Origin of the sequence: Xanthomonas boreopolis, assembly GCF_046529185.1 — a bacterium.
In the GTDB taxonomy this organism is placed as follows: domain Bacteria; phylum Pseudomonadota; class Gammaproteobacteria; order Xanthomonadales; family Xanthomonadaceae; genus Pseudomonas_S; species Pseudomonas_S boreopolis.
The window spans coordinates 1458647-1480921 of record NZ_CP097162.1; the positions used below are offsets into that span (position 1 = coordinate 1458647).

The window sequence follows — 22275 nt, forward strand, 5'->3', positions numbered from 1 at the left end:
GACGCGTCCTGGCCGGGCGGGATCAGGCGGATTTGCGCAGCGGCGTGTTCCCGAGCTTCTCGATCCGGCCGCCCGAGCGCTGGAACGCATCGAGCTGGCTCTGGATTTCCTCGTGGGCCGCTCGCTTGTCCTCGCGCGGCTTGGAATAGATCTGGGTGGGCGGAACGGCCTTGGTGCTGCGCAGTGTCGTCATCGATACCTCGTGCGGTTGCGGAAGCAGAGTGACATCGGCGGTATTGCAGGACCGTGAAGGTCCATGCCGGGCGGCGAGCCGGCGCCGGGCCTGCCGCTCCGCCACTTTCCTCCCAGGCGCGCCCGGTTGGCAATAGCCCGCGCCGCCGCGGTCGCAGGACGTTGCAGGCGGGCGCGGCAGGCGCAGAATGTCCTGTGTCGCTCCGGCCCTGGACTTTCCCGATGAACCTGCACACCTGGTGGTTGTTCTTCGCGACGGTGTTCGTGCTGTCCGGCACGCCGGGGCCGAACATGCTGCACGTGATGACGCGCAGCGTGAGCTTCGGCGTGCGCCGGAGCGTGCTGGCGATGAGCGGCTGCCTGGCGGCGGTGCTGCTGGTGCTGATCGCCTCGGCGACCGGGCTCGGCGCGATATTGCAGGCTTCGCCGCAGGTCTTCGAGGTGCTGCGCTATCTCGGCGCGGCGTACCTGGTCTGGCTGGGCATCAAGGCCTGGCGCAGCGAGGAGGCGCCACTGGACGTGGGGCAGCCGGACGCCCGCGCATCGGCCTCGAACCTGCAACTGTTCCGCGGCGGCCTGCTGATCGGGCTGAGCAATCCCAAGCTGCTGCTGTTCGCCGCCGCGTTCTTCCCGCAGTTCGTCGACCAGGCGCGACCGCAATGGCCGCAGTTCGCCCTGCTGGTGGCGACCTTCGCCGCCTGCGAGCTGTTCTGGTACGCGGTCTACGGCCTGGGCGGCGGCTCGTTGCGGCGCCATCTGGCCAGGCCGGCGCTGCGGCGCTGGTTCGACCGCCTGGCCGCATCGATCTTCGTCGGCTTCGGCGTGCTGCTGTTGCGCTTCCGCCCGCAATGACCTGACGCGTCGCGTCCACCTGTGACGGGGTCCGGTAAATCGACACGTGCGCATGTCGGAATGCAACGTTTCATCGCTATGCTCTCCGCGCCTTCGCGATCAATGGGGATTGGACGCGAGGGCATGACAGGGAACGGCACGCACGGCGGAGCCGCCGCTTGCATCGATCGCCCCCGCTCGGCAGGGAAGGGCCCGTGCCCTCTGTCTTGAAGCGGAGCCGGCCACATTGGGGGTGGCCGCGGGCGACTGCGGCAGGCGGGGAAGCCAGGTCGGGCGCATGGGCGCCCGCGTCGTGCCGGCGCCAATCGGCCCAACGGGGCGGCAGCGTTGCGAATCGTGCCGGACGTGGTGATCCGGCGGGCGCAGCGCTGCCGCCCTGGCGGGAATCCGCGCGCACCTCCCGCTCCGCGGGGGCGTAGCCGGAGGCGGCGGGCGAGCGAGTGGTGCAGTGCAGCATTTGCGCGGATAATGGCGCTTTCCCGCTCTCCCAAGGACGACGCCATGGCCGCCCCCCACGCCATTCCCGTCGCCGCCCCGTCGGCCCCCGCGCTGTCGCGGCGCGACTACTTCCTGATCCTGTTCGCCCTGTCGATGGGCGGTTTCGCCATCGGCACCAGCGAGTTCGCCTCGATGGGCCTGATGCCCGACATGGTGCGCGGCCTGTCGATCAGCGAGCAGCAGGTCGGCCACCTGATCAGCGCCTACGCACTGGGCGTGGTGGTCGGCGCGCCATTGCTGGCGATCATCGGCGCGCGCCTGCGGCGGCGCCCGTTGCTGCTGGCGCTGATGGGCTTCTACGCGCTGGGCAACCTGGCCAGCGCGGTGGCGCCGAACTACCACGCGATGCTGCTGTTCCGCTTCGTGGCCGGCTTGCCGCACGGCGCGTACTTCGGCGTGGCGGCCCTGGTGGCGGCCTCGATCAGCCGGCCCGAGCAGCGCGGCGTGGCGGTCGGGCGGGTGATGCTCGGCTTGACCCTGGCCATGCTCGCCGGCAATCCGCTGGCGACCTGGCTGGGGCAATTGCTGGACTGGCGCTATGCGTTCGGCCTGGTCGCGCTGATCGCGGTGCTGACGGTGGTGCTGGTGGCGCGGTTCCTGCCGGTGGATCCCAACGAGGCGCCGCAGCAGCCCTTGCGCGAACTGAAGGCGTTCAACCGGGCCCCGGTATGGCTGGCGATGCTGCTGGGCTCGATCGGGTTCGCCGGCATGTTCAGCGTCTTCAGCTACCTCGCCCCGACCATGACCCAGGTGACCGGCGTGTCCGAGCGCTGGATCCCGTTCGGCATGGCGGCGTTCGGCCTGGGCGGCGTGATCGGCGGGCAGGTGGGTGGCTGGATGTTCGACCGGTTCCAGTTCCGCGCCATCGCGATCGTCCTGGCCTGGTCGGTCCTGGTGCTGCTTGCGTTCCCGCTGTTGGCGCACTCGCCGTGGACGGTCTTCCTCGGCGCCCTGCTGGTCGGGTCGATGGTGGCCGTGGGGCCGGCCCTGCAGACCCACCTGATGGACGTGGCGGGCGAGGCGCAGACGCTGGCGGCGGCTTCCAACCACTCCGCCTTCAACATCGCCAACGCGCTCGGCCCGTGGCTGGGCGGCATGGCCATCGGCGCGGGCTTCGGCTGGACCTCGACCGGCTACGTCGGCGCGGCCACCGCGCTGGCCGGCCTGGCGGTGTGGTGGATCGCCGCGCGCCAGGGCGCGGAACGGCCCGTCGGCGCAGCCGCGCACGACTGCGCCTGAGTGCCCGCGCGGACGAGGCAGCGGCCGGCGCGAACGGGTATCTTGTGGCGTTTCCGCCCGGACCCCGTCCACGATGCCGAACCCGCCCGTCACCGAAGCCGCCTCGCCGTCGCAATCGCTGGACCACGCGCTCAAGCCTCGCCAACTGATCATGATGGGCCTGGGCAGCGCGATCGGCGCCGGCCTGTTCCTCGGGTCCGGCGTCGGCGTGCATGCGGCCGGCCCGGCGGTGCTGGTCTCCTACCTGGTCGCCGGTGCGCTGGTGATCATCGTGATGAACGCGCTCGGCGAAATGGCGGCTGCCAAGCCGGTCAGCGGCGCCTTCTCGGTCTATGCCGCCGATGCGCTGGGCGCGACCGCCGGCGCGACGGTGGGCTGGCTGTGGTGGGTGCAGCTGGTGATCGTGATCGCGGCCGAGGCGGTCGGCGCCGCCGGCCTGCTGGCGACGATCTGGCCGGGCCTGCCGGTGCCGGCGGCGGCATTGACCTTCATGGCGGCGTTCACCGCGATCAACCTGCTGGGCGTGCGCAACTTCGGCGAGTTCGAGTTCTGGTTCGCGATCCTCAAGATCGCGGCGATCCTCGGCTTCATCCTGATCGGCATCGCGCTGCTCCTCGGGTGGCTGCCCGACGTGCCGTCGCCCGGGTTGTCCAACTTCACCGACAACGGCGGCTTCGCGCCGAAGGGGCTGGCCGGGATCGGCGCGGCGTTGCTGGTGGTGGTGTTCGCCTTCGGCGGCACCGAGATCGTGGCGGTGGCCGCGGCCGAGACCGACGATCCATCGCGCAGCCTGGCGCGCGCGATCCGCACCGTGGCCTGGCGCATCCTGGTGTTCTACATCGGCTCGCTGAGCGTGATCATCGCGGTGGTGCCGTGGACCAGCGTCGAGCTGGCCTCGCCGTTCGCGGCGGTGCTGCAGGCCGCCAGGATCCCGGGGGCGGCCACGGCGATCACGCTGATCGCGGTGATCGCGCTGCTCTCGGCGCTCAACGCCAACCTCTACGGCGCCTCGCGCATGATCTTCTCGCTGGCGCGCCGGCAGGAGGCTCCCGGCGTGCTGGGCCAAGCCAACCGGCGCGGCGTGCCGGTGCCAGCGGTGCTGGCGAGCGTGCTGTTCGGCTTCGTCGCCGCGGTGCTGGAGCTGGTGTATCCCAACAAGGTGCTGAACGTGCTGCTCAACATCGTCGGCGCCACCTGCCTGCTGGTATGGACGATCTCGCTGCTGTCGCAACTGGTGCTGCGCGCGCGCGCCGATCGCGCCGGCACGCCGTTGCCGTTCCGGATGCGCGGCTATCCGGTGCTGACGCTGGTCGGGCTGGCGGTGCTGGCGTTGATCTTCGTGCTGCTGGTCAGCACGCCGGACACGCGCATGCAGTTCGTCTCGATGGCGGCGTTGGCCGCGGCGATCGCGGTGGTCAGCGAGGTGGCCCGGCGGTTGCGGGGCAGGGCGGGCTGAGGTGGCGATGCTTAATCGCAGAGGCAGGCGGGCAGTATCCCTTGCGCGGGGAACTGCAGTCCCGGCAGGCATTCCCGATCCAGTTTGAATGATGGTGGTTCCCTTCTCCCGCAAGCGGGAGAAGGGGCCCGAAGGGCGGATGAGGGTGTCCTTGCTTTTGCTTCGAGCGCAAAGGCCCCGGCATTGGCGAAGGGCGAAGTTCCGCCCGCCGGGGCGAAGCGGTGCTCGCCTTCTTCCGGCGGGCCCTGGCACGTCGCCCTTCAAGGCCCGGCGCTACTGGTGGATACGGATGCGCCCGGATTTCACGGCAGGTGCTGGCTGAACATCCACTCCCACATCGCCGGGCTCGCATAGGTGGCGTCCCAGACGTTGTGGTTGCCGTTGGGGTACTCGGTGTAGCGGATGCGTGCGCCGGCCTTGTGCGCGGCTTCGTAGATCAGGCGGTCGTCGTCGGGCTTGACCACGTCGTCGCGCGCGCCATGGAACATCCAGGTCGGCACGTGCTTGAGGCGCGCCACCAGGGCGCCGTAGGGATCGCGCTCGTCGGAGACCGCGCTGACGAAGATCGGCTCGTCGTCGTCGTCCGGCGAGGTCAGCGCACCGCAGATCGGCACCAGCGCGGCGAAGCGGTGCGGATGCCGCAGCGCGATCTCCCAGGTGCCGTAGCCGCCCATCGACATGCCGGTGAGATAGGTGCGCTTGGGATCGGCAGCGAACTCCTGGCTGGCCGCGTCCAGCGTCGCCATCGCCATGCGCGCGTTGTGGTGGGTCCAGGCCTCGTCGTCGGGCGCCTGCGGGAACACCACCAGCGCCGGGAAGCTGTCCGCATGCCGGCGCAGGTACGGGCCCAGGCCGGAGGTGGTCTGGTCGTGGCCGTCGTCGCCGCGTTCGCCCGAGCCATGCAGGAACAGCACGACCGGCCACGGCCGCGGCATCGAGGCCGCGGGCACGAACACCTCGTAGCGGAAAACGCGGCCCTCCACCTCCAGTTGCCGGTGGACGAAATGGCCGTGCGCGGGGTCCGGATCGTCATCGGGCATGGAGGTGCAACCGGCGAGTGAACACAGCAGGACGGCGAGCAACAGGACCAGGCGAGGCGGCATGCGGGCACTCCGGGGGGAGAATGCGACCGCGCCGAGTATGGAGGGGATGGCGGGCCCGCCGATACGCGGCCAGGCGAGGGCGTTCAGCCCCGCGCCATCCGGGGCCGCGGGAAGCCTTCCCGGGAGCGGCGCGCTAGCGCAGCAGGATCAGCGTGGCCAGGCCGAGGAAGCTCAGGAAGCCCATCACGTCGGTCAACGTGGTCAGGATCACGCCGCCGGCCAGCGCCGGGTCGAAGCCCAGCCGCTTGAGCGTGACCGGCACCAGCACGCCGCCCAGCGCCGCGGTGCACAGGTTGATCGTCAGGGCCGAGCCGATCACCACCGACAGCATCGGTTGCCGGAACCAGGCCAGCACGATCAGGCCCAGGCCGACGCCCAGGCAGACGCCGTTGATCAGGGCGACGGTCAGTTCCTTCTTGAGCAGCGTCATCACGTTGGACGCGCCGATCTGGCCCAGCGCCAGGCCGCGCACCATCAGCGCCAGCACCTGGGTGCCGGCGTTGCCGCCCATGCCGGCCACGATCGGCATCAAGGCCGCCAGCGCCACCAACTGGGCGATGGTGCCCTCGAACCGGCTGACCACGCTGGAGGCGATGAACGCCGTGCCCAGGTTGATCCCCAGCCACAGCAGGCGGCGGCGGAACGCGCGCCGCGCCGGGCTGAACATGTCCTCGTCCTCGTCCAGGCCGGCCGCGCTCATCGCCTGGTGCTCGGCCTGCTCGCGGATGATGTCGACCACGTCGTCGATGGTGATGCGGCCGAGCAGGATGTTGTTGTCGTCCACCACCGGGGCGGAGATCCAGTCGTGGTCGGAGAACTGGCGGGCCACTTCCTGCGCGCCTTCGCCGACGTCGATCGCGGGCTGCTCGTCGTCGATCAGCCGGTTGACCGGCGTGCCGTCCTCGTGGGTGACCAGCGAGGCCAGGGAGATCCGGCCCAGGTACTGGTGGCGGCGGCTGACCACGTACAGGTGGTCGGTGTGCTCCGGCAGCTCGCCGCGCAGGCGCAGGTAGCGCAGCACCACGTCGACGTTGACGTCGGCGCGCACGGTGACCACGTCCGGGTTCATCAGGCGGCCGGCGGTGTCTTCCGGATAGGACAGGACCTGCTCGAGCCGCTCGCGGTTCTCGCGGTCCATCGACTTGAGGACTTCGTCGATGACGGTGTCCGGCAGGTCCTCGACCAGGTTGGCGAGGTCGTCGATGTCCAGGTCCTCGACCGCCGCGACGATCTCGTCCGGGTCCATCTCGGCGATCAGGCTCTCGCGCACTTCCTCGCCGACGTGCAGCAGCACCTCGCCGTCGTCCTCGGCGTCGACCAGTCCCCAGACCACCTCGCGCTTGCCCGGGGGCAGCGATTCGAGCAGGTTGCCGATTTCCGCCGGCGAGAGGGTGTTGACCAGCCGCCGCACCGGCCCCAGGCGTCCGCTGTCGAGCGCATCGGACAGCAGGCGCAGCTGGCGCGCGGTCTCAGAGCCTGTCTTCATGCGCTATGTGGTCCGCGCTGGGGCCGTGCGCCCGGGATGCAAGTAAGAGGGGGGAAATGTATGTCGATACCCGCCCGATCGATGAGGCGGCGGCGCGGGCGCACGGCCCCAGCCCTTCGGGTTGCGCCGCGATGGCGCATGAAGACAGGCTCTTGGCGGACGGCTTCGGCCATGCGCAGCTCCCCTGGGGTGGCGGGCGGTACCGCTCCGGGAGGATGCGGCAGTGCAGGTGGTCAACGCGTCATTATCGCTTGAGGTAGCCGGCGCCGCCCAGACGGGGAGGCGCAAAAAAACCAGGCTTTCTCCGCGGCCGCGTCACCGTGCGGTCATGCCGGCGTGGCAGGCGTGGTACGGAAGTCGCTGGGTCCCCGCCTGCGCGGGGACGGCGACGGAAAGTTTCCCGGGACGCCGATCGCTCCTGGAGATCGCACGGCGTTTCCAGTGTCGTCCCGCGCAGGTGGGGACCCGGCGACTTCCAGCGGGAACGCCGGCGGTTCACGCCTGCCCGGCGGCGCCCGCGCTCTCCAGCCACTTCTCGATGTCCTTGCGGTCGCGGGCGCGCAGCAGCTTCGGCGCGAGCGCGAGCAGCTTGCCGAGGTGGCGGCCGCGGATCGCCCGGCGCACTTCCAGCAGCGTGGCGGGATGCAGGCTGAACTCGCGCAGCCCCAGCGCCAGCAGCATCGGCACCAGGTGCGGGTCGCCCGCGATCTCGCCGCACACCGCCACGGGGGTGTCGTGCGCCTGCGCGGTGGCGATCACCTGCGCCAGCAGCCGCACCAGGGCCGGATGCAGCGGCGAGTACAGCTCGCCGAGTCCCTCGTGGTTGCGATCGACCGCCATCAGGTACTGCACCAGGTCGTTGGTGCCGATCGACAGGAAGTCGACCTTGTCGATGAAGGTCTCCAGGGCCAGCGCCGCGGACGGCACTTCGATCATCGCGCCCAGCGGCACGTGCTCGGCGATCTCGTGGCCTTCCTCGCGCAGCTGCGCGGCCAGGCGCTTGATCTTGCGGCGCAGCTGCACGATCTCCTCGCGCGCGCTGACCATCGGGATCAGCATCCGCACCGGGCCATAGCCGGATGCGCGCAGGATCGCGCGCAGCTGGGTCCTGGCCACGGCCGGGCGCGCCAGCATCAGGCGCACGCCGCGCAGGCCGAGCGCCGGGTTCTCCTCGTCGCCGAGCACCAGCCCGGTGCGGTCGGCCTTGTCGGCGCCCAGGTCGAGGGTGCGGATCGTCACCGGCCGGCCACTCATGCCGAGCACGGCGTCGCGGTAGCGCTCGAACTGCTCCTGCTCGTCCGGCAGCTCGTCGCGCTGCAGGAACAGGAACTCGGTGCGGTACAGCCCCAGGCCGCCCGCGCCCAGCGCGTGCGCGCGCGCGACGTCCTCGGCGGATTCGGCGTTGGCCAGCAGGGTGATGTCGACCTCGTCGCGGGTGCGGGTCGGCTTGGAGCGCAGCCGGCCCAGCTCGCGCTGCTCCTTGGCCAGCTCGCGCAGGCGCTCGCGATAGTCGCGCAGGTCGGCCGGCGTGGGATCGACGATGACCTGGCCGCTGCCGCCGTCGACGATCAGCACGTCGCCGTCGTTGACCTTCTGCAGCGCGTCGGCGGCGCCGACCACCAGCGGCAGGTGCAGGCTGCGGGCCAGGATCGCGCTGTGCGAAAGCGCGCTGCCGGCGCTGGTGACGATGCCGACCACGCCCTGCGATTGCAGCTGCGCCAGCTCGGAGGGCGCGACGTTGTCGCTGACCAGGATCTCGCCGGCCACGCCTTTCACGTCCGGCCGGCGCTTCTGCAGGAACGCATGGATGCGGCCGATGACGTGGTCCAGGTCGTCCATGCGGCTCTTGAGGTAGGCGTCCTCCATGCCCTCGAACACCGCCGCGAGCCGGTCGCGCTGCAGGCGCAGCGCATAGTCGGCGCTGTAGCGGCCGGTACGGATCAGTTCGTCCAGCCCGAACAGCAACTCCGGGTCGTCCAGCAGCAATGCGTGCAGGTCGAGGAATTCGCCGACCTCGCGCACCAGCGCGCCGTGCAGGCGCTCGCGCAGCTGGTGCATCTCGTCGCGGGCCAGGTCGACCGCGCGATGCAGCCGTTCCAGCTCGCTCTCCACGCGGTTGGCGGGGATGCGTTGCTCGGTGACTTCCAGCGCATGCGGCAGGCGCACGCGCGCGCGTCCCAGCGCGGTGCCGCGCGAGGCGCCGTGGCCGCGCAGGCGCTGGCTCATGTCCGTTCCCCTGGAGCGGACGGGTGGCAGGGATCGGCCGGGGCGGGACCGCTGCCGTCCACGCTCAGCTGTCCTCGTCGAAGCGGCGTTCGAACAGGGCGACCAGCGCGTCCATGGCCTGCGCCTCGTCGTCGCCGTCCACGCGCACCGTCACCGGCGTGCCCTGGCCGGCGGCCAGCAGCATCACGCCCATGATGCTCTTGGCGTTGACCTCGCGTCCCTTGGCCGCCAGCGTGGCGCTGCAGCGGTACGACGACAGGGTCTGCACCAGCTTGGCGGTGGCCCTGGCGTGCAGCCCGAGGCGGTTGGATACGATGAGTTCGCGTTCAAGCATCGTCGATGATCGCTCCGTTGCGGGTGCCTGCCGCCGCGGTGGCGGGCAGGTCCTGCAGTTCTTGTTCGGGGTAGTTCATGACCCGCAACAGCATCGGCAGGCTCAGCGCGGACACGCGCCGGACCGGCGTGCCCAGCTGCGCCACGCGCCGGGCGAGATTGCTGGGGCTGGCGCCGTACAGGTCGGTCATGACCAGCACGCCTTCGCCCGTGTCGACCCGCCGCAACGCCGCCGACGCCTGCGGCAGCAGGGCATCGAGGTCGGCGTCGAACGGGACTTCGAAGGCTTCGGTCTTCAACGGCAGTTGCCGCAGCAACCCCGTGGCGACGCTCAACAGCGCGCTGCCGATGCCGGGGTGGGTGATGAGGAGGATGCCACAGGCCATGGCGGAACGTTAACAGGTCGGCGTGACCGGACGATAGCGTCTTGCCGGGATTGCCGGCGGGATGCACCGGCCCACGCCGGCCGCTCTTGAGATCGGTTCCGGCGCCCCGATGGGGGCAGGGTCAGTCGAGCTCGCGATGGAAAGTGGCCACCTCGGGCCAGCCCTGCTCGCGGGCATGGCGGGCCAGGCGCTCGGCCAGGTACACCGAGCGGTGCTTGCCGCCGGTGCAGCCGAAGGCGATGGTCACGTAGCTGCGGGTGTCGTTGCGCAGGCGCGGCAGCCAGGTGTCGAGCAGGCCGGTGATCTGCTCGACGTAGCGCACCACTTCCGGCTGCCGTTCCAGGTAGTCGCGCACGCCGGCGTCGCGGCCGGTGAGCGGGCGCAGGTCCGGCTCCCAGTGCGGGTTCGGCAGTACGCGGGCATCGAACACGAAATCGGCCTCGGCCGGCACGCCGCGCTTGTAGGCGAACGATTCGAACAGCAGCGAAAGGCGGTTGTCGTCGTGGCTGAGCGCGAACTCGGTGACCACGCGCCGGCGCAGCTGGTGCACGTTGAGCGTTGAAGTGTCGACGATCGCGTCGGCCTGCTCGCGCAGCGGCGCGGTCAGCACGCGCTCGCGCGCGATCGCCTCCGGCAGCGACAGGCCCAGGTGGCTGAGCGGGTGCCGGCGGCGGGTATCGGCGTAGCGCTTGAGCAGCGCCTCGTCGCTGGCCTCGAAGAACAGCAGGCGCGCGCCGATGCCGTACTGCTGCGCGCGTTCGCGCCATTGCGCCAGCTGCGAGAGATCGCTGCGGCTGCGCACGTCGATGCCGACCGCGAGGCGCTGCTCGCCGACGGGCTGGTCGGCCAGGCGGCTGCGCACGAAGTCCGGCAGCAGCTCCACCGGCAGGTTGTCCGAGCAGTAGTAGTCCAGGTCCTCGAAGGTCTTCAGCGCCACCGACTTGCCCGAGCCGGACAGGCCGCTGACGATGACCAGGGTATGGCCGGCCTGGCTCATGGGTGGCGCCGCTCCAGCAGGTTGCTGTGGCGGGCGATGAACATCGCGGCCGGATCGATGCCCTTGGTGCGCAGGATGTGCAGGCGCGTGGCGGCCTCGGTCAATACCGCCAGGTTGCGGCCGGGCATCACCGGCAGGGTGATCAGCGGCACGTCCAGGTCCAGCACGTGGCGGGTGCCGGAATCGCCGGTCAGGCGCTCGTAGCCGTGCGGGGTGGGTTCGGTCATCGGCTTGGTCAGGTGCACGATCAGGCGCAGGTACTTGTTCTTCTTCACCGCGGTGTCGCCGAACATGTCGCGCACGTTCAGCACGCCCAGGCCGCGCACCTCCAGCAGGTCCTGCAACAGTTCCGGGCAGGTGCCGTCGAGCACGTCCGGGGCGATCTGGGTGAATTCTGGCGCATCGTCGGCGACAAGCCGATGACCGCGGCTGAGCAGTTCCAGCGCCAGCTCGCTCTTGCCGGAGCCGGCCTCGCCGGTGATCAGCACGCCGATCGAGTAGATCTCCATGAACACGCCGTGCAGCGTGACCCGCGGCGCGAGCGTGCGCGCCAGGTGGTAGGAGAGGTGGTTGAGCAGCTCGTGGCCGCGCTTGGGCGAGACCCACAGCGGGATGTTGGCCTCGTCGGCGGCCGCGCGCAGGTCCTCCGGGCAGGCCTGGTTCTTGCTGATCACCAGCGCCAGCGGCTGGTATTGGACGATCTTCTCGATCGTCTCCCAGCGTTGGCGCGAGTCGAGCGAATCCAGCCAGGTCAGCTCCTCCGTGCCGAGGATCTGCACCTTGTTGGGGTAGATCGCGTTGAGGTAGCCGGCCAGCGAGGGCCGGCGCGAGTTGGTGCCGCCGGCCTCGATCTCGCGATGCTCGCCCTTGTGCCCGGCGATCCAGCGCAAGCCCAGTTTCTCGCGCTGCTGGTCGAACAGCTCGCGCGCGGAAATGCTGGTGTTCATGCGGCGCCGGCCCGGAGGGCCGCGCGCGGGCGCGCGCGATGCTGCATCGTCACTCGGTCTCTCATCGACATGGGTTCTCTCTCGTTCTTGCTTGCCTGGCCCGCGCCGAGGCGCGGCGGGACCGCCCCGCCGGCGTCAACAGACCCCGGGAGTATGCGTGGAAAGCAGGTGCAGCAGCGCCGTTTCGTCCGGCGCCCGGCGCAGCGCGTCGCGGAAGGCCGGGTCCGAGAAGTGCTCGGCCAGCTCGGACAGCAGCATCAGGTGTTCGTGGGTGTAGTGGCCGGGGACGGCCATGGCGAACAGCAGGTCGACCGGCTCGGCGGCGCCGAAATCGATCGGGCGCTGCAGGCGGATCAGGGCGCCGCGGGGTTCGCTCAGCCCGGGGCAGCGCCCGTGCGGGATGGCGATGCCGTGGCCGATGGCGGTGCTGCAGAGCGCCTCGCGCTCGCGCAGGCTGGCCAGCAGTTCGTCGCTACCGGCCTGGCGGCAGGCCAGCAGGCCGGCCGCCAGGCCCAATACGCTTTCGCGGTCGGCGGCCGGCGACACCACGGTGCGCACGGCCGCCATCAGCTGGGTCAGGAGCATGCTTGGATCAGGCGGGACAGTCAGGCCTGATTGTCGCGCACCTCGCGGGCATGGTGGTCCTGTTTCTTTTCCTTGTGCTTGAGGATCAGGCGATCGAGCTTGTCGGCAAGCAGGTCGATGGCGGCGTACATGGTCGGCGCGCTGGCGTCGGCATGCAGGGTGCGCCCCGGGAGGTTGACGGTGGCGATCACGTGGTGGTCGGGCTTCTTCAGCGCCAGTTGGGTGCGGACTTCGCAGTGCTGGTCGAAATGACGCTGCAGGCGCTGCAGCTTGGTCTCCACGTATTCGCGCAGGGCGGGAGTGACTTCGACTTGCTGGCCATACGTCTCGATACGCATCGGATACCTCCATTGGTTCGGTGGGCCAATGAACTTCCCGCCCCGACGAGGAGTCAGGCGATGCGTACGCGCTCGTGGGAGGCGGAAATGTTCATGGCCTCACGATACTTCGCCACGGTGCGGCGCGCCACTGGCACGCCGGAGGTCTTGAGCAGCTCAGCCAGCTTGGCGTCAGACAGGGGCTTGCGCGGGTTCTCCGCCTCGATCAGGCGCCGGATCATCGCCTGAATGGCCGTGCTGGAGGCCTCCCCGCCGCTGTCGGTATCGATGCCGGAGGCAAAGAAGGCGCGCAGCGGGATCGTCCCGCGCGGGGTGCGCACGTACTTGCGGGCGATGGCGCGGGAGACGGTCGATTCGTGCAGCCCCAGTTCGCCGGCGATTTCGCGCAGGGTCAGCGGTCGCAGCGCCTGTTCACCGAATTCCAGGAACCCGGCCTGCTCCTTGAGCAGGCAGCGCACCACCTTGAGCAGGGTCTCCCCGCGCGCTTCCAGGCCCTTGAGCAGCCAGCGCGCCTCCTGCAGTTGGGTGCGCAGGTAGCCGGCGTCGGCCTCGCCGCAGCGGCGGATCAACTGCTCGTAGCCGCGGTGGATGGTGATCTTCGGCTGCGAGCGGCCGGCCAGCGCCGCGCGCCAGACGCCTCGCTGGCGCCAGATCACGCAGTCCGGCGTCACGTACGTGTCCGGCGCCAGCTCGCCGACCTGCTTGCCGGGGCGCGGATCGAGCGAGCGCACCAGTTGCACGGCCTGTTCGACCTCGTCGGGCGGGCGCTTCAGCTCATGGGCCAGGCCTGCGACGCCGGCGCGCGGCAACCGGTCGAGCGGCCCGGCCACGATCTGCAGCGCCAGCTCGCGCCCGGGCGTGCCGGCCGGGAGGACCTCCAGTTGCAGCGCCAGGCATTCGCCGAGCGAGCGCGCCGCCACGCCGAGCGGGTCGAAGCGCTGGATCTGGTGCAGGACGGCGAGGATCTCGTCCTCGTCGGCGTGGAATTCGCCGGCGAGCGTCTCGGCGATCGCGGCGATCGGCTCGCGCAGGTAGCCGTCGTCGTCCAGCGCGTCGATCAGCGCGGCGCCGATGCGGCGGTCGCGGGCCGACAGGTGCGACAGGTGCAGTTGCCAGAGCAGGTGGTCGGCCAGCGTTTCCGGGTCGGCGACCCGTTCGGCCGGGTTGGCCTGATCGTCGTCGTCATGGGAGCCGGGGGCGGCGGTCCAGGCGGTTTCGTCGGGGCTCCAGTCGCCGTCCTGGTCCTCGTCCCGGGAAGGGGGGGCGGCATCGGCGTCGCGGCCGTCCTCCGCGGCGTTCCCGTCCAGCGAGAGCTGGGCGTCCTCCACCCATTCCAGCAGCGGGTTGGTCTCCACCGCCTCGGCGATCTCCAGTTCCAGCTCGGCGGCGGACATCTGCAGCAGACGGATGGCCTGACGCAGCTGCGGCGTCATGACCAGCTGTTGCCCCATCGATGTCTGCAGCCTTGCCTTCATGTCGGTCCCGTGGGGGGAAGCGCCGGGCCGCGGCCGCAGGTCAGAGCCGGAAGGTCTCTCCCAGGTAGACGCGGCGCACGTCCGGATTGGCGAGGATGTCGTCCGGGGCCCCCTGCGCGAGGACGACGCCCTCGGCGAGGATATACGCGCGGTCGCAGATTCCCAAGGTTTCGCGCACGTTGTGGTCGGTGATCAGCACGCCGATGCCGCGCTCCTTGAGGTGGGTGACGATGCGCTGGATCTCGCCGACGGAGATCGGGTCGACGCCGGCGAAGGGCTCGTCCAGCAGCATCAGGCGCGGCTTGGCGGCCAGGGCCCGGGCGATCTCGACGCGCCGGCGCTCGCCGCCGGACAGGCTGGCGCCGAGCTGCTCGGCGACGTGGCTGACCTGCAGTTCGTCCAGCAGCGAGGCCAGTTCCTTCTCGCGGCCGGCGGCGTCCAGGTCCTCGCGCAGCTCCAGCACCAGGCGGATGTTGTCGGCCACGCTGAGCTTGCGGAACACCGACGGTTCCTGGGGCAGGTAGCCGACGCCGAGCTTGGCGCGGCGGTACATGGGCTCGGCGGTGATGTCCTGGCCGTCCAGTTCGATGCGCCCGGAGTCGGCCTCGACCAGCCCGACGATCATGTAGAAGCAGGTGGTCTTGCCGGCGCCGTTGGGACCGAGCAGGCCGACCACCTCGCCGGCCTCCAGCGACAGGCCGAACTCGCGCACCACCTCGCGCTGCTTGTAGCGCTTGCGCAGGCCGCTGGCGACCAGCATCACTTCTTCTCCTGCGTGGGCGCCGCCGGCGTGGCGGTCTTGTTCTTGGGCTGGATCACGGTGCGCACGCGCGAGCCGTCGCCGCCGCTCTGCATGTCGCCGGTCTTGGTGTTGTAGACCATGCGCTGGCCGGCGTTGGTGCCCTTGGCCGATTCGACGCGGTAGTTGCCCGTGAGGATCACGACGTCCTGGTTGACCTGGTACTCGATGTTGTCGGCGCGGCCGTTCATCCAGGTGCCGTCGTCCAGCTGCTGCTTCAGCGTGGCCTGCCTGCCGGTGAGCACCACCTTGTCGACCTGGCCGTCCTTCTGGAAGACGTCGGCGGTATCGGCGTGGATTTCCAGGGTGCCCTGGAGGATCACCACGTCGCCGCTGTAGCGCACCTTGGCGTTGTCGCCGAGCATGCTGCCGCTCTGGGTGGCGGCGTCGATGGTCATCGGTTCGTTGCGGTCGCTGGTCTTGGCGACGGCGAGCATGGGCAGCGCCAGGGCGAGCAGCGCCAGCGCCACTGACTTACTTGGCAGCATTCGGTTCATATCGGGTCTTGACCTGTGAAAGGAGCTGGTACTGCCGGGTCTTGAGGTCGGCCTCGAAGCCGACGCCACGCTGGATGATACCCGGCCGGGTCATGGTGACCGGCTCGGCGGTCTTGGCGAGGTTCCGCTTCGGGAACACGTCCAGGCTCTCGGTGCGCAGCGTGGTCGGCGGGACGTTGCCGGTGGTCGGGCTGTCGCCCATGACGTCCTCGCGCAGGCGCAGCTCGTCGCCGCTGGGGCTGAGCCAGCCGGTCTTGGCGCGCAGGGTCCATTCCTGGTCGTTGTTGTCCGGGATCAGGAACAGCGGCGTGGTGATGTGCGAGATCTCGTCGGCGCGGTCCCGGTGCATCTCCGGGGCGCGCAGGACCAGCGCCACCTTGCCGGTGTCCTTGTCGAGCGCGGTCATCTCGAAGTCGCGCAGCACGTAGTCCGCGCCGTTGTCGTCCGCGTCGCCGGCCAGTGCGCGGTCGCGCTGGCGCCAGGCCGACCAGCCGCTGAGGATCGCCGCCGCCAGCAACACCCAGCCGAGCACGCCGCGCCAGCTCATGCGGAGAACCTCGCGATCACCGCGTCCACCTTGTCCTGGGCCGCCAGCAGCACGTCGCAGACCTCGCGCGCGGCGCCTTCGCCGCCGCGCGCCTGGGTATGCCAGCGCACCCGCTCGGCGATCCAGGGGTGCGCGTTGGCCGGGGCGACCGGCAGGCCCACCGCCAGCAGCGCGGGCAGGTCGGGCAGGTCGTCGCCCATGAACAGCGTGTCGCCGATCGCCACGCCGTGGGCCTCGCACAGGGCTTCCACCGCCAGGCGCTTGTTCTTCACGCCGATCTGCACGTGCAGGCCGAGGTCCTGGCCGCGCTTCTCCGCCGACAGGCTGGAGCGCGCCGTGATCAGCGCGACGTGGATGCCGGCCGCCTCCAGCTGCTTGAGGCCCTGGCCGTCGAGCACGTTGAAGGCCTTGCTCTCGTTGCCGGCATGGTCGTAGTACAGGCGCCCGTCGGTCAGGGTGCCGTCCACGTCGAAGCACGCCAGGCGGATCCGCGCGGCGCGGGCGGCGAGCTCTTGGGGCAGGCGGTGCAGCGGCGAGTAGGGCATCGGGATGGGGACTTGGCTATCCGTGTCGTTCATGGGGGCGCAGGGGCGGTTACACCACCTTGGCGCGCAACAGGTCGTGAATGTTCAGCGCGCCGACGGCGCGGCGGCGCTCGTCGACCACGATCAGGCCGTTGATCTTGTGCGCCTCCATCAGCCGCGCCGCCTCGGCCGCCAGCTGGTCGGCGCCGATCGTGCGGGGATTGCGCGTCATCACCTCGGCGATGCGGGTATTGCGCACGTCGATGTCGCTGTCGAGGGCGCGGCGCAGGTCGCCGTCGGTGAACAGGCCGAGCAGGGTGCCGTCGGCATCGACGATGGCGGTCATGCCCAGGCGCTTGCGGCTCATTTCCATCAGCGCCTCGCTGACGGTGGCGTCCTCGCGCACGCTCGGCAGGTCTTCGCCGCCGTGCATGATGTCGGTGATGTGCAGCAGCAGGCGGCGCCCCAGGCTGCCGGCCGGGTGCGAGCGGGCGAAGTCGTCGGCGGTGAAGCCGCGCGCGTCCAGCAGCGCCACCGCCAGGGCGTCGCCCATCGCCAGCGAGGCGGTGGTGCTGGAGGTGGGGGCGAGGTCGAGCGGGCAGGCCTCGACCGGGATGCTCACGTCCAGGTGGACGTCGGCCGCCTGCGCCAGGGTCGAGCCCGGCCGGCCGGTCATCGCGACGATCGGGTTGCCCTGCCGCTTGAGCACCGGCAGCAGCATGCGGATCTCGTCGGACTCGCCGGAATAGGACAGCGCCAGGACCACGTCGGCCTCGGTGATCATGCCCAGGTCGCCGTGGCCGGCCTCGCCGGGGTGCACGAAGAAGGCCGGGGTGCCGGTCGAGGCCAGGGTCGCGGCGATCTTGCGGGCGACATGCCCGGACTTGCCCATGCCGGTGGCGACCACGCGGCCGCGGCTGCCGAGGATCAGGCGGCAGGCGGCCGCGAAGTCCTCGCCGATGCGCTCGCCCACCGTCGCCAGCGCGCCGCGCTCGATCTCCATCACGCGCCGGCCGCTGGCGACCAGGTCGGCGTCGCGGACGGCATCGAGGGACAGGGGCGACACGGCCATGCGGGACCCGGACGGAGAGTAGAATGGCCGATCATTTTATTAGGAAAGCCCGTTGGACGCCGAAACCATCCGTAAACTCATCGAGACCGGCCTGCCGCAGTCCCGCGCCGAGGTGCACGGCGAGGACGGCGTGCACTTCGAAGCGACCGTGGTCTGCGAGGCCTTCCGCGGCAAGCTGCCGCTGGCGCGGCACCGCATGGTGTACGCCACGCTCGGCGACCTGATGGGCGGCGCGATCCACGCGTTGCAGCTGAAGACCGTCACGCCCGACGAAGCCGCCTGATCCGCTCCCCCAAGAATCCCCGCAGGAGCGGCGCCGGCCCGGCAGGGCCCCACGGGGCAGGCCGCCGCCACTCCTGCGAAAAGCCACATTCCCGGACATTTCGCACATACATGGCCAAGATCGTAGTGACCGGCGGCACGCCGCTGCACGGTGAAGTCAACATTTCCGGCGCCAAGAACGCGGTGCTGCCCATCCTCTGCGCGACCTTGCTGGCGGACGCGCCGGTGGAGGTCACCAACGTACCGCACCTGCACGACGTGATCACCACGGTCAAGCTGCTGAGCGAGCTGGGCGCCGAGGTCGGGCTCGACGAGGGCACGCTCGCCAAGGGCAGTTCGATCGTCGTCGACCCGCGCACCGTCAACCAGCACGTGGCGCCCTACGAACTGGTCAAGACCATGCGCGCCTCGGTGCTGGTGCTGGGGCCGCTGCTGGCGCGGCACGGCGCGGCGGAAGTGTCGCTGCCGGGCGGCTGCGCGATCGGCTCGCGGCCGGTCGACCAGCACATCAAGGGGCTGCAGGCGCTGGGCGCCGAGATCGTGGTCGAGAACGGCTACATCAAGGCCACCAGCAACGGCCGGCTCAAGGGCGGCCGCTACGTGTTCGACGTGGTCAGCGTCACCGGCACCGAGAACGTGCTGATGGCCGCGACCCTGGCCGAGGGCACCACGGTGCTGGAGAACGCGGCGATGGAGCCGGAGGTGGTGGACCTGGCGCAATGCCTGGTCACGCTCGGCGCGAAGATCGAAGGCGCCGGCACTTCCCGGATCGTGATCGAGGGCGTGGAGCGGTTGAGCGGCGGACGCCACGCGGTGCTGCCCGATCGCATCGAGACCGGCACCTTCCTGGTCGCTGCGGCGATGACCGGCGGCCGCGTCACGGTGCGCCGCGCCCGGCCGCATACGCTCGACGCGGTGCTGGACAAGCTCAAGGAGGCCGGCGCTGAGCTGGACTGCACCGAGGACACCATCACCCTCGACATGAAGGGGCGGCGGCCGCGCGCGGTGAGCCTGACCACCGCGCCGTACCCGGCGTTTCCGACCGACATGCAGGCGCAGTTCATGGCGCTCAACTGCGTGGCCGAGGGCGTCGGCGTGATCAACGAGACGATCTTCGAGAACCGCTTCATGCACGTCAACGAACTCATGCGCCTGGGCGCGAACATCCAGATCGAGGGGCATACCGCGATCGTGCAGGGCGCCGAGCAACTGAGCGGCGCGCCGGTGATGGCCACCGACCTGCGCGCCTCGGCGTCGCTGATCCTGGCCGGCCTGGTCGCCCAGGGCGAGACCACCATCGACCGCATCTACCACCTGGACCGTGGTTACGAGAACATCGAGGAGAAGCTGGGGGCGCTCGGAGCGACCATCCGGCGCATCGCATGATCCTGCGCGGCAAGTTCACCGCGCGCCGCAAGGCGCTGGCGGGCGTGATGCTGGTGGTCCTGGCCTGGCTCGGATACGCCTGGTACGCCGGCATGGCGATCACGCAGGGCGTCGAGCTGCGCGACATGGACTGGAACGGCGACGGCACCGCCAGCCGCAGCGAGATCGCGCAGGCGTTCTACGCGGTGGCGGTGAAGAAGACGGTGGACGGCAACCGCCACTGCAGCACGTTCTACTGGCGCGGCAGCGGCCAGCAGATCCGCGTGGACTGCCGCACCGTGTTCAAGCAGGAATCGGCGGGCGACGCCAAGTAACCGGTTTGGCGGGCACCGCGGGAGCGATCGGCGTCGCTCCGGCGGTGTCTTCGCCTCAGCGCACCGACTGGATGGTCAGGTCGAGCGAATCCTGGCCCTTGTCCCGCTGCAGCAGCCGCGCCGGTACCGGCAGGCTGGGCACGATCCAGGCGATCAGCTCCTTGTCGCCATCGGTGCGCGAGACCTTGGTGGCCTGCTGCGACTTGCCGTTGACGGTGATGTTTTCCTTGCCCACGACCTTGTAGGTCATCGGCTTGACGCGGCCCTCGTCGACCATGCGGTAGCTGAGCGACTTGCCGGCCGCCAGGTCGCGCGCGATCGCCAGGTTGATCAGCAGCGCGTCCATGTCGCCCGGCTGCAGCGCCACCGGGCCGCGGCGGTCCGGCTTGATGTCGCCGCTCCAGGTGGCCTGGCGGCTGTTCCAGTCGTAGCTGGCCTGCACGTTGCGCTTCTTCACCAGCAGCGAGGACGAGTCGTTGCTGCTCAGCGGGCGCAGCTGGCCGTTCTGCTCGTCGAACACGGTGCTCTGGCTGAGGTTGGCGAGCTGGTTCTGGATCGTCAGCGTGTAGCGCCACTGGTTGTTGCCGGCCGCGGCCAGGGTCATCGTGCCGTTGGCCTGCATGCCCATGTAGTTGGCCTTGTAGTCGGCCTGGAAAGGCTGGATCGCCAGCGCCGGCAGGCTCGCCAGCGCGAGGCCGGCGGCGGCGATCAGGGAAAGGGAACGCTTGAGGCTGTTCATCGGCTCAGACTCCTTGGTATTCGATCAGGCGCAGGTCGATCTGGTCCTCGCCCTTGTCGCGTTGCAGGATGCGCACCGGCGTGGGTACGCCGTTGGCGATCCAGAGGATGGTTTCGTTGTCGCCGCTGTTGATGCGCTGGACGCGCAGCGCGTCGTAGCTGAGGTCGCCGACCTGGACGCTCTCGGTCGCCTCCGCGGCGCGGTAGTCGTACTGCCTTACCCGGCCCAGGTCGACGTAACGGTAGCTCATGGCCTGGCCGGGGCGCGCATCGCGCATCAGCGACAGGTTCAGCAGCAGGGCGCTCTGGTCGCCGGGCTTGAGCGCGATCGGCTGGCGGCGTTCCTTCTTCAGGTCGCCTTCCCATTGCACCGTGCCGTTCTTCCAGTCGTAGACGCCGGTGACCTGCTTGCCGAAGAACAGCGCCTTCCTGACCGTGCTCTGGGTCAGCGGCACGTAGACGCTGCCGTCGTTGCGGAACACCGTGCTCTGCTCGAGGTTCAGCCCCAGCACGCTGGCGAAGCCCTTGCGCCCGCGCACCGCCATGTCCACGCGCCACTGGTCGCCGCCCGTGTGGGTGACCTGCATGGTGGCGTCGCCGGCTTCCTTGCCCTTGTAGAAGGCCTGGTAGGTGGCGACGAAGGGCTCCAGCGCCGGCGGCGTCCATTCCTGCGCGGGCACGGCGGGGACCTCGGCGGCGGCCGGGGGGGCAGGCGGCTCCTGCGCGTTGCCCGTCGCCATCGGCAACAGCAGGGAAGCGAGCAGCAGCGTGGAGCGGAAGGCGGGCATGGAGGGATACGCGGGAAGGTCAGGCATCAGCATGCCTGAAGAAGGGTCACGGGGATGTGTCCGTATTCAGCGCGAGAGATGGCCCGCCGAATCTAGGCGCAACGGCGTAAACAGGTCCTGACCGTCCAGGCGCAGGGTTCCCTCGCGTTCATTCAGGCGGCCGCCGGCCAGCAGGGCCAGGCTGGCGACCAGCAAGGGGTGCTCGCGTTCCAGCACCCGGGCGGCCAGGGTGGCCACGTCGTCGCCCGGCAGCACCGGCACCACCGCCTGCGCGATCACCGGGCCGGCATCCAGTTCCGGCACCACCACGTGCACGCTGGCGCCATGCTCGGCGTCGCCGGCCTCCAGGGCGCGCAGGTGGGTGTGCAGGCCGCGGTGCCGCGGCAGCAGGGAGGGATGGATGTTGATCATGCGGCCGGCGAAGCGGCGCACCAGCGCCTCGCCGAGGATGCGCATGTAGCCGGCGCAGACGATCCAGTCCGGGCGGCTGGCCGCGATCGCGTCGCCGAGCGCCGCGTCGAAGGCCTCCCGGCCGGGGAAGTCCTTGGGCCGGGCCGACCAGCGCAGCGGCTCGGGTACCTTGCCCAGCGCCGCGGCGTCCGGGCGGTCGGAGAACACGCCGACGACCTCCGCTTCCAGCCGGCCGGCCTCGATGGCGTCGAGGATGGCCTGCAGGTTGCTGCCACGGCCGGAAGCCAGTACCGCGATGCGCATGCTCATGCCGCCGATTCCCTTGCCCTGGTGCCGCGGCGACTCAGGGCGCGGGCGCGTCGAACAGGGCCTTCACCTGCGGGCGCAGCAGCACCACCAGGGTGAACACGCCGAGCACCGTGCCGAGCGGCATGAGGGCGCAGGAGAGCCCGGCCACGACCAGGCACAGCAGGTGCCGCCGCCGTCGCGCGATGCAGCGCCCGGCATAGGCCATCGATGCCGCCAGCGCCATCCCGCCGAGGATGAACAGGGCCGCGAAGCCCACGAAGAACCAGCCGAACAGCCGTGGATCCATGGGCGGGGCGTCCGCGCCCTGGGGCTCCATGGGCATCCGCCCGGTGACGATCGCCAGGCCCATGAACAGGTGGATCAGCGGGAACAGCGAGAACAGGGCGGTGAGGCCGGCGAGCACGTAATGGAAGATCGAGAGCAGCCGGAGCTGCTGCACGTCCTCGGGTGTGGCCGGCAACTGCGGTGGCGTGGCGGCTTCCATGCGAGGCCTGC

At 70.4% G+C, this 22275-nt stretch carries 26 protein-coding genes; 6 read left to right on the forward strand and 20 right to left on the reverse strand.

The features are described from left to right. Nucleotides 1-22 precede the first annotated feature (22 nt). Nucleotides 23-193, reverse strand: a complete 171-nt coding sequence (locus tag M3M27_RS06460) for a hypothetical protein (RefSeq protein ID WP_177497525.1) — start codon at nucleotides 191-193, stop codon at nucleotides 23-25. 221 nt (nucleotides 194-414) lie between these two features. Here M3M27_RS06460 and M3M27_RS06465 point away from each other — a divergent pair, with 221 nt between their 5' ends. The 3 genes from M3M27_RS06465 to M3M27_RS06475 all read left to right on the forward strand — a co-directional run bounded on the left by M3M27_RS06465 (nucleotide 415) and on the right by M3M27_RS06475 (nucleotide 4237). Continuing rightward, nucleotides 415-1044: a LysE family translocator gene (locus M3M27_RS06465; RefSeq protein WP_140719063.1), complete on the forward strand. Its 630-nt coding sequence runs from the start codon at nucleotides 415-417 to the stop codon at nucleotides 1042-1044. Between the two features lie 501 nt (nucleotides 1045-1545). After that, entirely contained in the window at nucleotides 1546-2781 is a 1236-nt protein-coding gene (locus tag M3M27_RS06470) for an MFS transporter (protein ID WP_140719062.1), read from the forward strand. A gap of 73 nt (nucleotides 2782-2854) precedes the next feature. Then, nucleotides 2855-4237, forward strand: a complete 1383-nt coding sequence (locus M3M27_RS06475) for an amino acid permease (RefSeq protein ID WP_434027522.1) — start codon at nucleotides 2855-2857, stop codon at nucleotides 4235-4237. 302 nt (nucleotides 4238-4539) lie between these two features. Here M3M27_RS06475 and M3M27_RS06480 read toward each other — a convergent pair whose 3' ends face one another. The 15 genes from M3M27_RS06480 to M3M27_RS06550 all read right to left on the reverse strand — a co-directional run bounded on the left by M3M27_RS06480 (nucleotide 4540) and on the right by M3M27_RS06550 (nucleotide 17552). After that, nucleotides 4540-5340, reverse strand: a complete 801-nt coding sequence (locus M3M27_RS06480) for a prolyl oligopeptidase family serine peptidase (RefSeq protein WP_434027523.1) — start codon at nucleotides 5338-5340, stop codon at nucleotides 4540-4542. 133 nt (nucleotides 5341-5473) lie between these two features. Continuing rightward, on the reverse strand, nucleotides 5474-6826 hold the full coding sequence (gene mgtE / locus M3M27_RS06485) for a magnesium transporter (protein WP_140719059.1): 1353 nt from the start codon (nucleotides 6824-6826) through the stop codon (nucleotides 5474-5476). A gap of 495 nt (nucleotides 6827-7321) precedes the next feature. Continuing rightward, entirely contained in the window at nucleotides 7322-9052 is a 1731-nt protein-coding gene (ptsP, locus tag M3M27_RS06490) for a phosphoenolpyruvate--protein phosphotransferase (protein ID WP_434027524.1), read from the reverse strand. A gap of 64 nt (nucleotides 9053-9116) precedes the next feature. Further along, nucleotides 9117-9386, reverse strand: a complete 270-nt coding sequence (locus M3M27_RS06495) for an HPr family phosphocarrier protein (protein ID WP_140719057.1) — start codon at nucleotides 9384-9386, stop codon at nucleotides 9117-9119. Continuing rightward, complete coding sequence (locus M3M27_RS06500) at nucleotides 9379-9771, reverse strand: PTS sugar transporter subunit IIA (protein WP_140719056.1); 393 nt, start codon at nucleotides 9769-9771, stop codon at nucleotides 9379-9381. The genes M3M27_RS06495 and M3M27_RS06500 overlap by 8 nt, the downstream gene beginning before the upstream one ends. Before the next feature lie 121 nt (nucleotides 9772-9892). Further along, entirely contained in the window at nucleotides 9893-10768 is an 876-nt protein-coding gene (gene rapZ, locus M3M27_RS06505) for an RNase adapter RapZ (RefSeq protein WP_434027525.1), read from the reverse strand. Next, nucleotides 10765-11715, reverse strand: a complete 951-nt coding sequence (gene hprK / locus M3M27_RS06510) for an HPr(Ser) kinase/phosphatase (RefSeq protein WP_140719054.1) — start codon at nucleotides 11713-11715, stop codon at nucleotides 10765-10767. Before hprK ends, rapZ begins: the two co-directional genes overlap by 4 nt. A 135-nt stretch (nucleotides 11716-11850) precedes the next feature. Next, entirely contained in the window at nucleotides 11851-12300 is a 450-nt protein-coding gene (locus tag M3M27_RS06515) for a PTS sugar transporter subunit IIA (protein ID WP_140719053.1), read from the reverse strand. Nucleotides 12301-12320: 20 nt separating this feature from the next. Continuing rightward, nucleotides 12321-12638 (reverse strand): ribosome hibernation-promoting factor, HPF/YfiA family, encoded by a 318-nt coding sequence (gene hpf / locus M3M27_RS06520; RefSeq protein WP_140719052.1) that lies wholly within the window; start codon nucleotides 12636-12638, stop codon nucleotides 12321-12323. Nucleotides 12639-12691: 53 nt separating this feature from the next. Next, nucleotides 12692-14071, reverse strand: a complete 1380-nt coding sequence (locus tag M3M27_RS06525; protein ID WP_434027969.1) for an RNA polymerase factor sigma-54 — start codon at nucleotides 14069-14071, stop codon at nucleotides 12692-12694. Between the two features lie 82 nt (nucleotides 14072-14153). Next, nucleotides 14154-14873 carry an LPS export ABC transporter ATP-binding protein gene (gene lptB / locus M3M27_RS06530; RefSeq protein ID WP_140719050.1) on the reverse strand — a complete coding sequence of 240 codons (720 nt, stop codon included), beginning with the start codon at nucleotides 14871-14873 and terminating at the stop codon, nucleotides 14154-14156. Further along, the gene (lptA, locus tag M3M27_RS06535; RefSeq protein ID WP_140719049.1) at nucleotides 14873-15409 is read right to left on the reverse strand and encodes a lipopolysaccharide transport periplasmic protein LptA; all 537 of its coding nucleotides are present in this window, start codon (nucleotides 15407-15409) and stop codon (nucleotides 14873-14875) included. The genes lptB and lptA overlap by 1 nt, the downstream gene beginning before the upstream one ends. Next, nucleotides 15387-15956, reverse strand: a complete 570-nt coding sequence (lptC, locus tag M3M27_RS06540) for an LPS export ABC transporter periplasmic protein LptC (protein WP_434027526.1) — start codon at nucleotides 15954-15956, stop codon at nucleotides 15387-15389. Before lptC ends, lptA begins: the two co-directional genes overlap by 23 nt. Continuing rightward, nucleotides 15953-16501: a KdsC family phosphatase gene (locus M3M27_RS06545; RefSeq protein WP_140719936.1), complete on the reverse strand. Its 549-nt coding sequence runs from the start codon at nucleotides 16499-16501 to the stop codon at nucleotides 15953-15955. The genes lptC and M3M27_RS06545 overlap by 4 nt, the downstream gene beginning before the upstream one ends. A 49-nt stretch (nucleotides 16502-16550) precedes the next feature. Further along, nucleotides 16551-17552 carry a KpsF/GutQ family sugar-phosphate isomerase gene (locus M3M27_RS06550; protein WP_140719047.1) on the reverse strand — a complete coding sequence of 334 codons (1002 nt, stop codon included), beginning with the start codon at nucleotides 17550-17552 and terminating at the stop codon, nucleotides 16551-16553. Nucleotides 17553-17604: 52 nt separating this feature from the next. Here M3M27_RS06550 and M3M27_RS06555 point away from each other — a divergent pair, with 52 nt between their 5' ends. The 3 genes from M3M27_RS06555 (at nucleotide 17605) to M3M27_RS06565 (ending at nucleotide 19534) form a co-directional block, all read left to right on the forward strand. After that, complete coding sequence (locus tag M3M27_RS06555; RefSeq protein WP_140719046.1) at nucleotides 17605-17835, forward strand: BolA family protein; 231 nt, start codon at nucleotides 17605-17607, stop codon at nucleotides 17833-17835. Nucleotides 17836-17945: 110 nt separating this feature from the next. Further along, on the forward strand, nucleotides 17946-19220 hold the full coding sequence (gene murA, locus M3M27_RS06560; protein ID WP_140719045.1) for a UDP-N-acetylglucosamine 1-carboxyvinyltransferase: 1275 nt from the start codon (nucleotides 17946-17948) through the stop codon (nucleotides 19218-19220). Beyond that, entirely contained in the window at nucleotides 19217-19534 is a 318-nt protein-coding gene (locus M3M27_RS06565; protein WP_140719044.1) for an EF-hand domain-containing protein, read from the forward strand. The genes murA and M3M27_RS06565 overlap by 4 nt, the downstream gene beginning before the upstream one ends. Before the next feature lie 55 nt (nucleotides 19535-19589). Here M3M27_RS06565 and M3M27_RS06570 read toward each other — a convergent pair whose 3' ends face one another. From M3M27_RS06570 to M3M27_RS06585, 4 genes are all read right to left on the reverse strand, one after another. Beyond that, the gene (locus tag M3M27_RS06570) at nucleotides 19590-20273 is read right to left on the reverse strand and encodes a DUF3108 domain-containing protein (RefSeq protein WP_140719043.1); all 684 of its coding nucleotides are present in this window, start codon (nucleotides 20271-20273) and stop codon (nucleotides 19590-19592) included. Nucleotides 20274-20277: 4 nt separating this feature from the next. Continuing rightward, nucleotides 20278-21060 carry a DUF3108 domain-containing protein gene (locus M3M27_RS06575; protein ID WP_434027970.1) on the reverse strand — a complete coding sequence of 261 codons (783 nt, stop codon included), beginning with the start codon at nucleotides 21058-21060 and terminating at the stop codon, nucleotides 20278-20280. A 66-nt stretch (nucleotides 21061-21126) separates the two neighbouring features. Beyond that, a complete protein-coding gene (gene purN / locus M3M27_RS06580) occupies nucleotides 21127-21780 on the reverse strand; it encodes a phosphoribosylglycinamide formyltransferase (protein ID WP_434027527.1) in 654 nt (217 codons plus the stop codon). 34 nt (nucleotides 21781-21814) lie between these two features. Then, complete coding sequence (locus M3M27_RS06585) at nucleotides 21815-22264, reverse strand: hypothetical protein (protein ID WP_434027528.1); 450 nt, start codon at nucleotides 22262-22264, stop codon at nucleotides 21815-21817. Between the last annotated feature and the right edge of the window lie 11 nt (nucleotides 22265-22275).

Coding starts and splice junctions, on each gene's coding strand:
- purN (WP_434027527.1), bottom strand. CDS start 21,780: ATGAGCATGCGCATCGCGGTACTGGCTTCCGGCCGTGGCAGCAACCTG.
- M3M27_RS06480 (WP_434027523.1), bottom strand. CDS start 5,340: ATGCCGCCTCGCCTGGTCCTGTTGCTCGCCGTCCTGCTGTGTTCACTC.
- M3M27_RS06545 (WP_140719936.1), bottom strand. CDS start 16,501: ATGCCCTACTCGCCGCTGCACCGCCTGCCCCAAGAGCTCGCCGCCCGC.
- hprK (WP_140719054.1), bottom strand. CDS start 11,715: ATGAACACCAGCATTTCCGCGCGCGAGCTGTTCGACCAGCAGCGCGAG.
- M3M27_RS06515 (WP_140719053.1), bottom strand. CDS start 12,300: ATGCTCCTGACCCAGCTGATGGCGGCCGTGCGCACCGTGGTGTCGCCG.
- mgtE (WP_140719059.1), bottom strand. CDS start 6,826: ATGAAGACAGGCTCTGAGACCGCGCGCCAGCTGCGCCTGCTGTCCGAT.
- M3M27_RS06565 (WP_140719044.1), top strand. CDS start 19,217: ATGATCCTGCGCGGCAAGTTCACCGCGCGCCGCAAGGCGCTGGCGGGC.
- M3M27_RS06585 (WP_434027528.1), bottom strand. CDS start 22,264: ATGGAAGCCGCCACGCCACCGCAGTTGCCGGCCACACCCGAGGACGTG.
- lptB (WP_140719050.1), bottom strand. CDS start 14,873: ATGCTGGTCGCCAGCGGCCTGCGCAAGCGCTACAAGCAGCGCGAGGTG.
- M3M27_RS06500 (WP_140719056.1), bottom strand. CDS start 9,771: ATGGCCTGTGGCATCCTCCTCATCACCCACCCCGGCATCGGCAGCGCG.
- M3M27_RS06575 (WP_434027970.1), bottom strand. CDS start 21,060: ATGCCCGCCTTCCGCTCCACGCTGCTGCTCGCTTCCCTGCTGTTGCCG.
- M3M27_RS06495 (WP_140719057.1), bottom strand. CDS start 9,386: ATGCTTGAACGCGAACTCATCGTATCCAACCGCCTCGGGCTGCACGCC.
- M3M27_RS06570 (WP_140719043.1), bottom strand. CDS start 20,273: ATGAACAGCCTCAAGCGTTCCCTTTCCCTGATCGCCGCCGCCGGCCTC.
- hpf (WP_140719052.1), bottom strand. CDS start 12,638: ATGCGTATCGAGACGTATGGCCAGCAAGTCGAAGTCACTCCCGCCCTG.
- M3M27_RS06470 (WP_140719062.1), top strand. CDS start 1,546: ATGGCCGCCCCCCACGCCATTCCCGTCGCCGCCCCGTCGGCCCCCGCG.
- M3M27_RS06465 (WP_140719063.1), top strand. CDS start 415: ATGAACCTGCACACCTGGTGGTTGTTCTTCGCGACGGTGTTCGTGCTG.
- lptC (WP_434027526.1), bottom strand. CDS start 15,956: ATGAGCTGGCGCGGCGTGCTCGGCTGGGTGTTGCTGGCGGCGGCGATC.
- rapZ (WP_434027525.1), bottom strand. CDS start 10,768: ATGAGCCAGGCCGGCCATACCCTGGTCATCGTCAGCGGCCTGTCCGGC.
- M3M27_RS06460 (WP_177497525.1), bottom strand. CDS start 193: ATGACGACACTGCGCAGCACCAAGGCCGTTCCGCCCACCCAGATCTAT.
- lptA (WP_140719049.1), bottom strand. CDS start 15,409: ATGAACCGAATGCTGCCAAGTAAGTCAGTGGCGCTGGCGCTGCTCGCC.
- M3M27_RS06525 (WP_434027969.1), bottom strand. CDS start 14,071: ATGACGCCGCAGCTGCGTCAGGCCATCCGTCTGCTGCAGATGTCCGCC.
- M3M27_RS06475 (WP_434027522.1), top strand. CDS start 2,855: ATGCCGAACCCGCCCGTCACCGAAGCCGCCTCGCCGTCGCAATCGCTG.
- murA (WP_140719045.1), top strand. CDS start 17,946: ATGGCCAAGATCGTAGTGACCGGCGGCACGCCGCTGCACGGTGAAGTC.
- M3M27_RS06550 (WP_140719047.1), bottom strand. CDS start 17,552: ATGGCCGTGTCGCCCCTGTCCCTCGATGCCGTCCGCGACGCCGACCTG.
- ptsP (WP_434027524.1), bottom strand. CDS start 9,052: ATGAGCCAGCGCCTGCGCGGCCACGGCGCCTCGCGCGGCACCGCGCTG.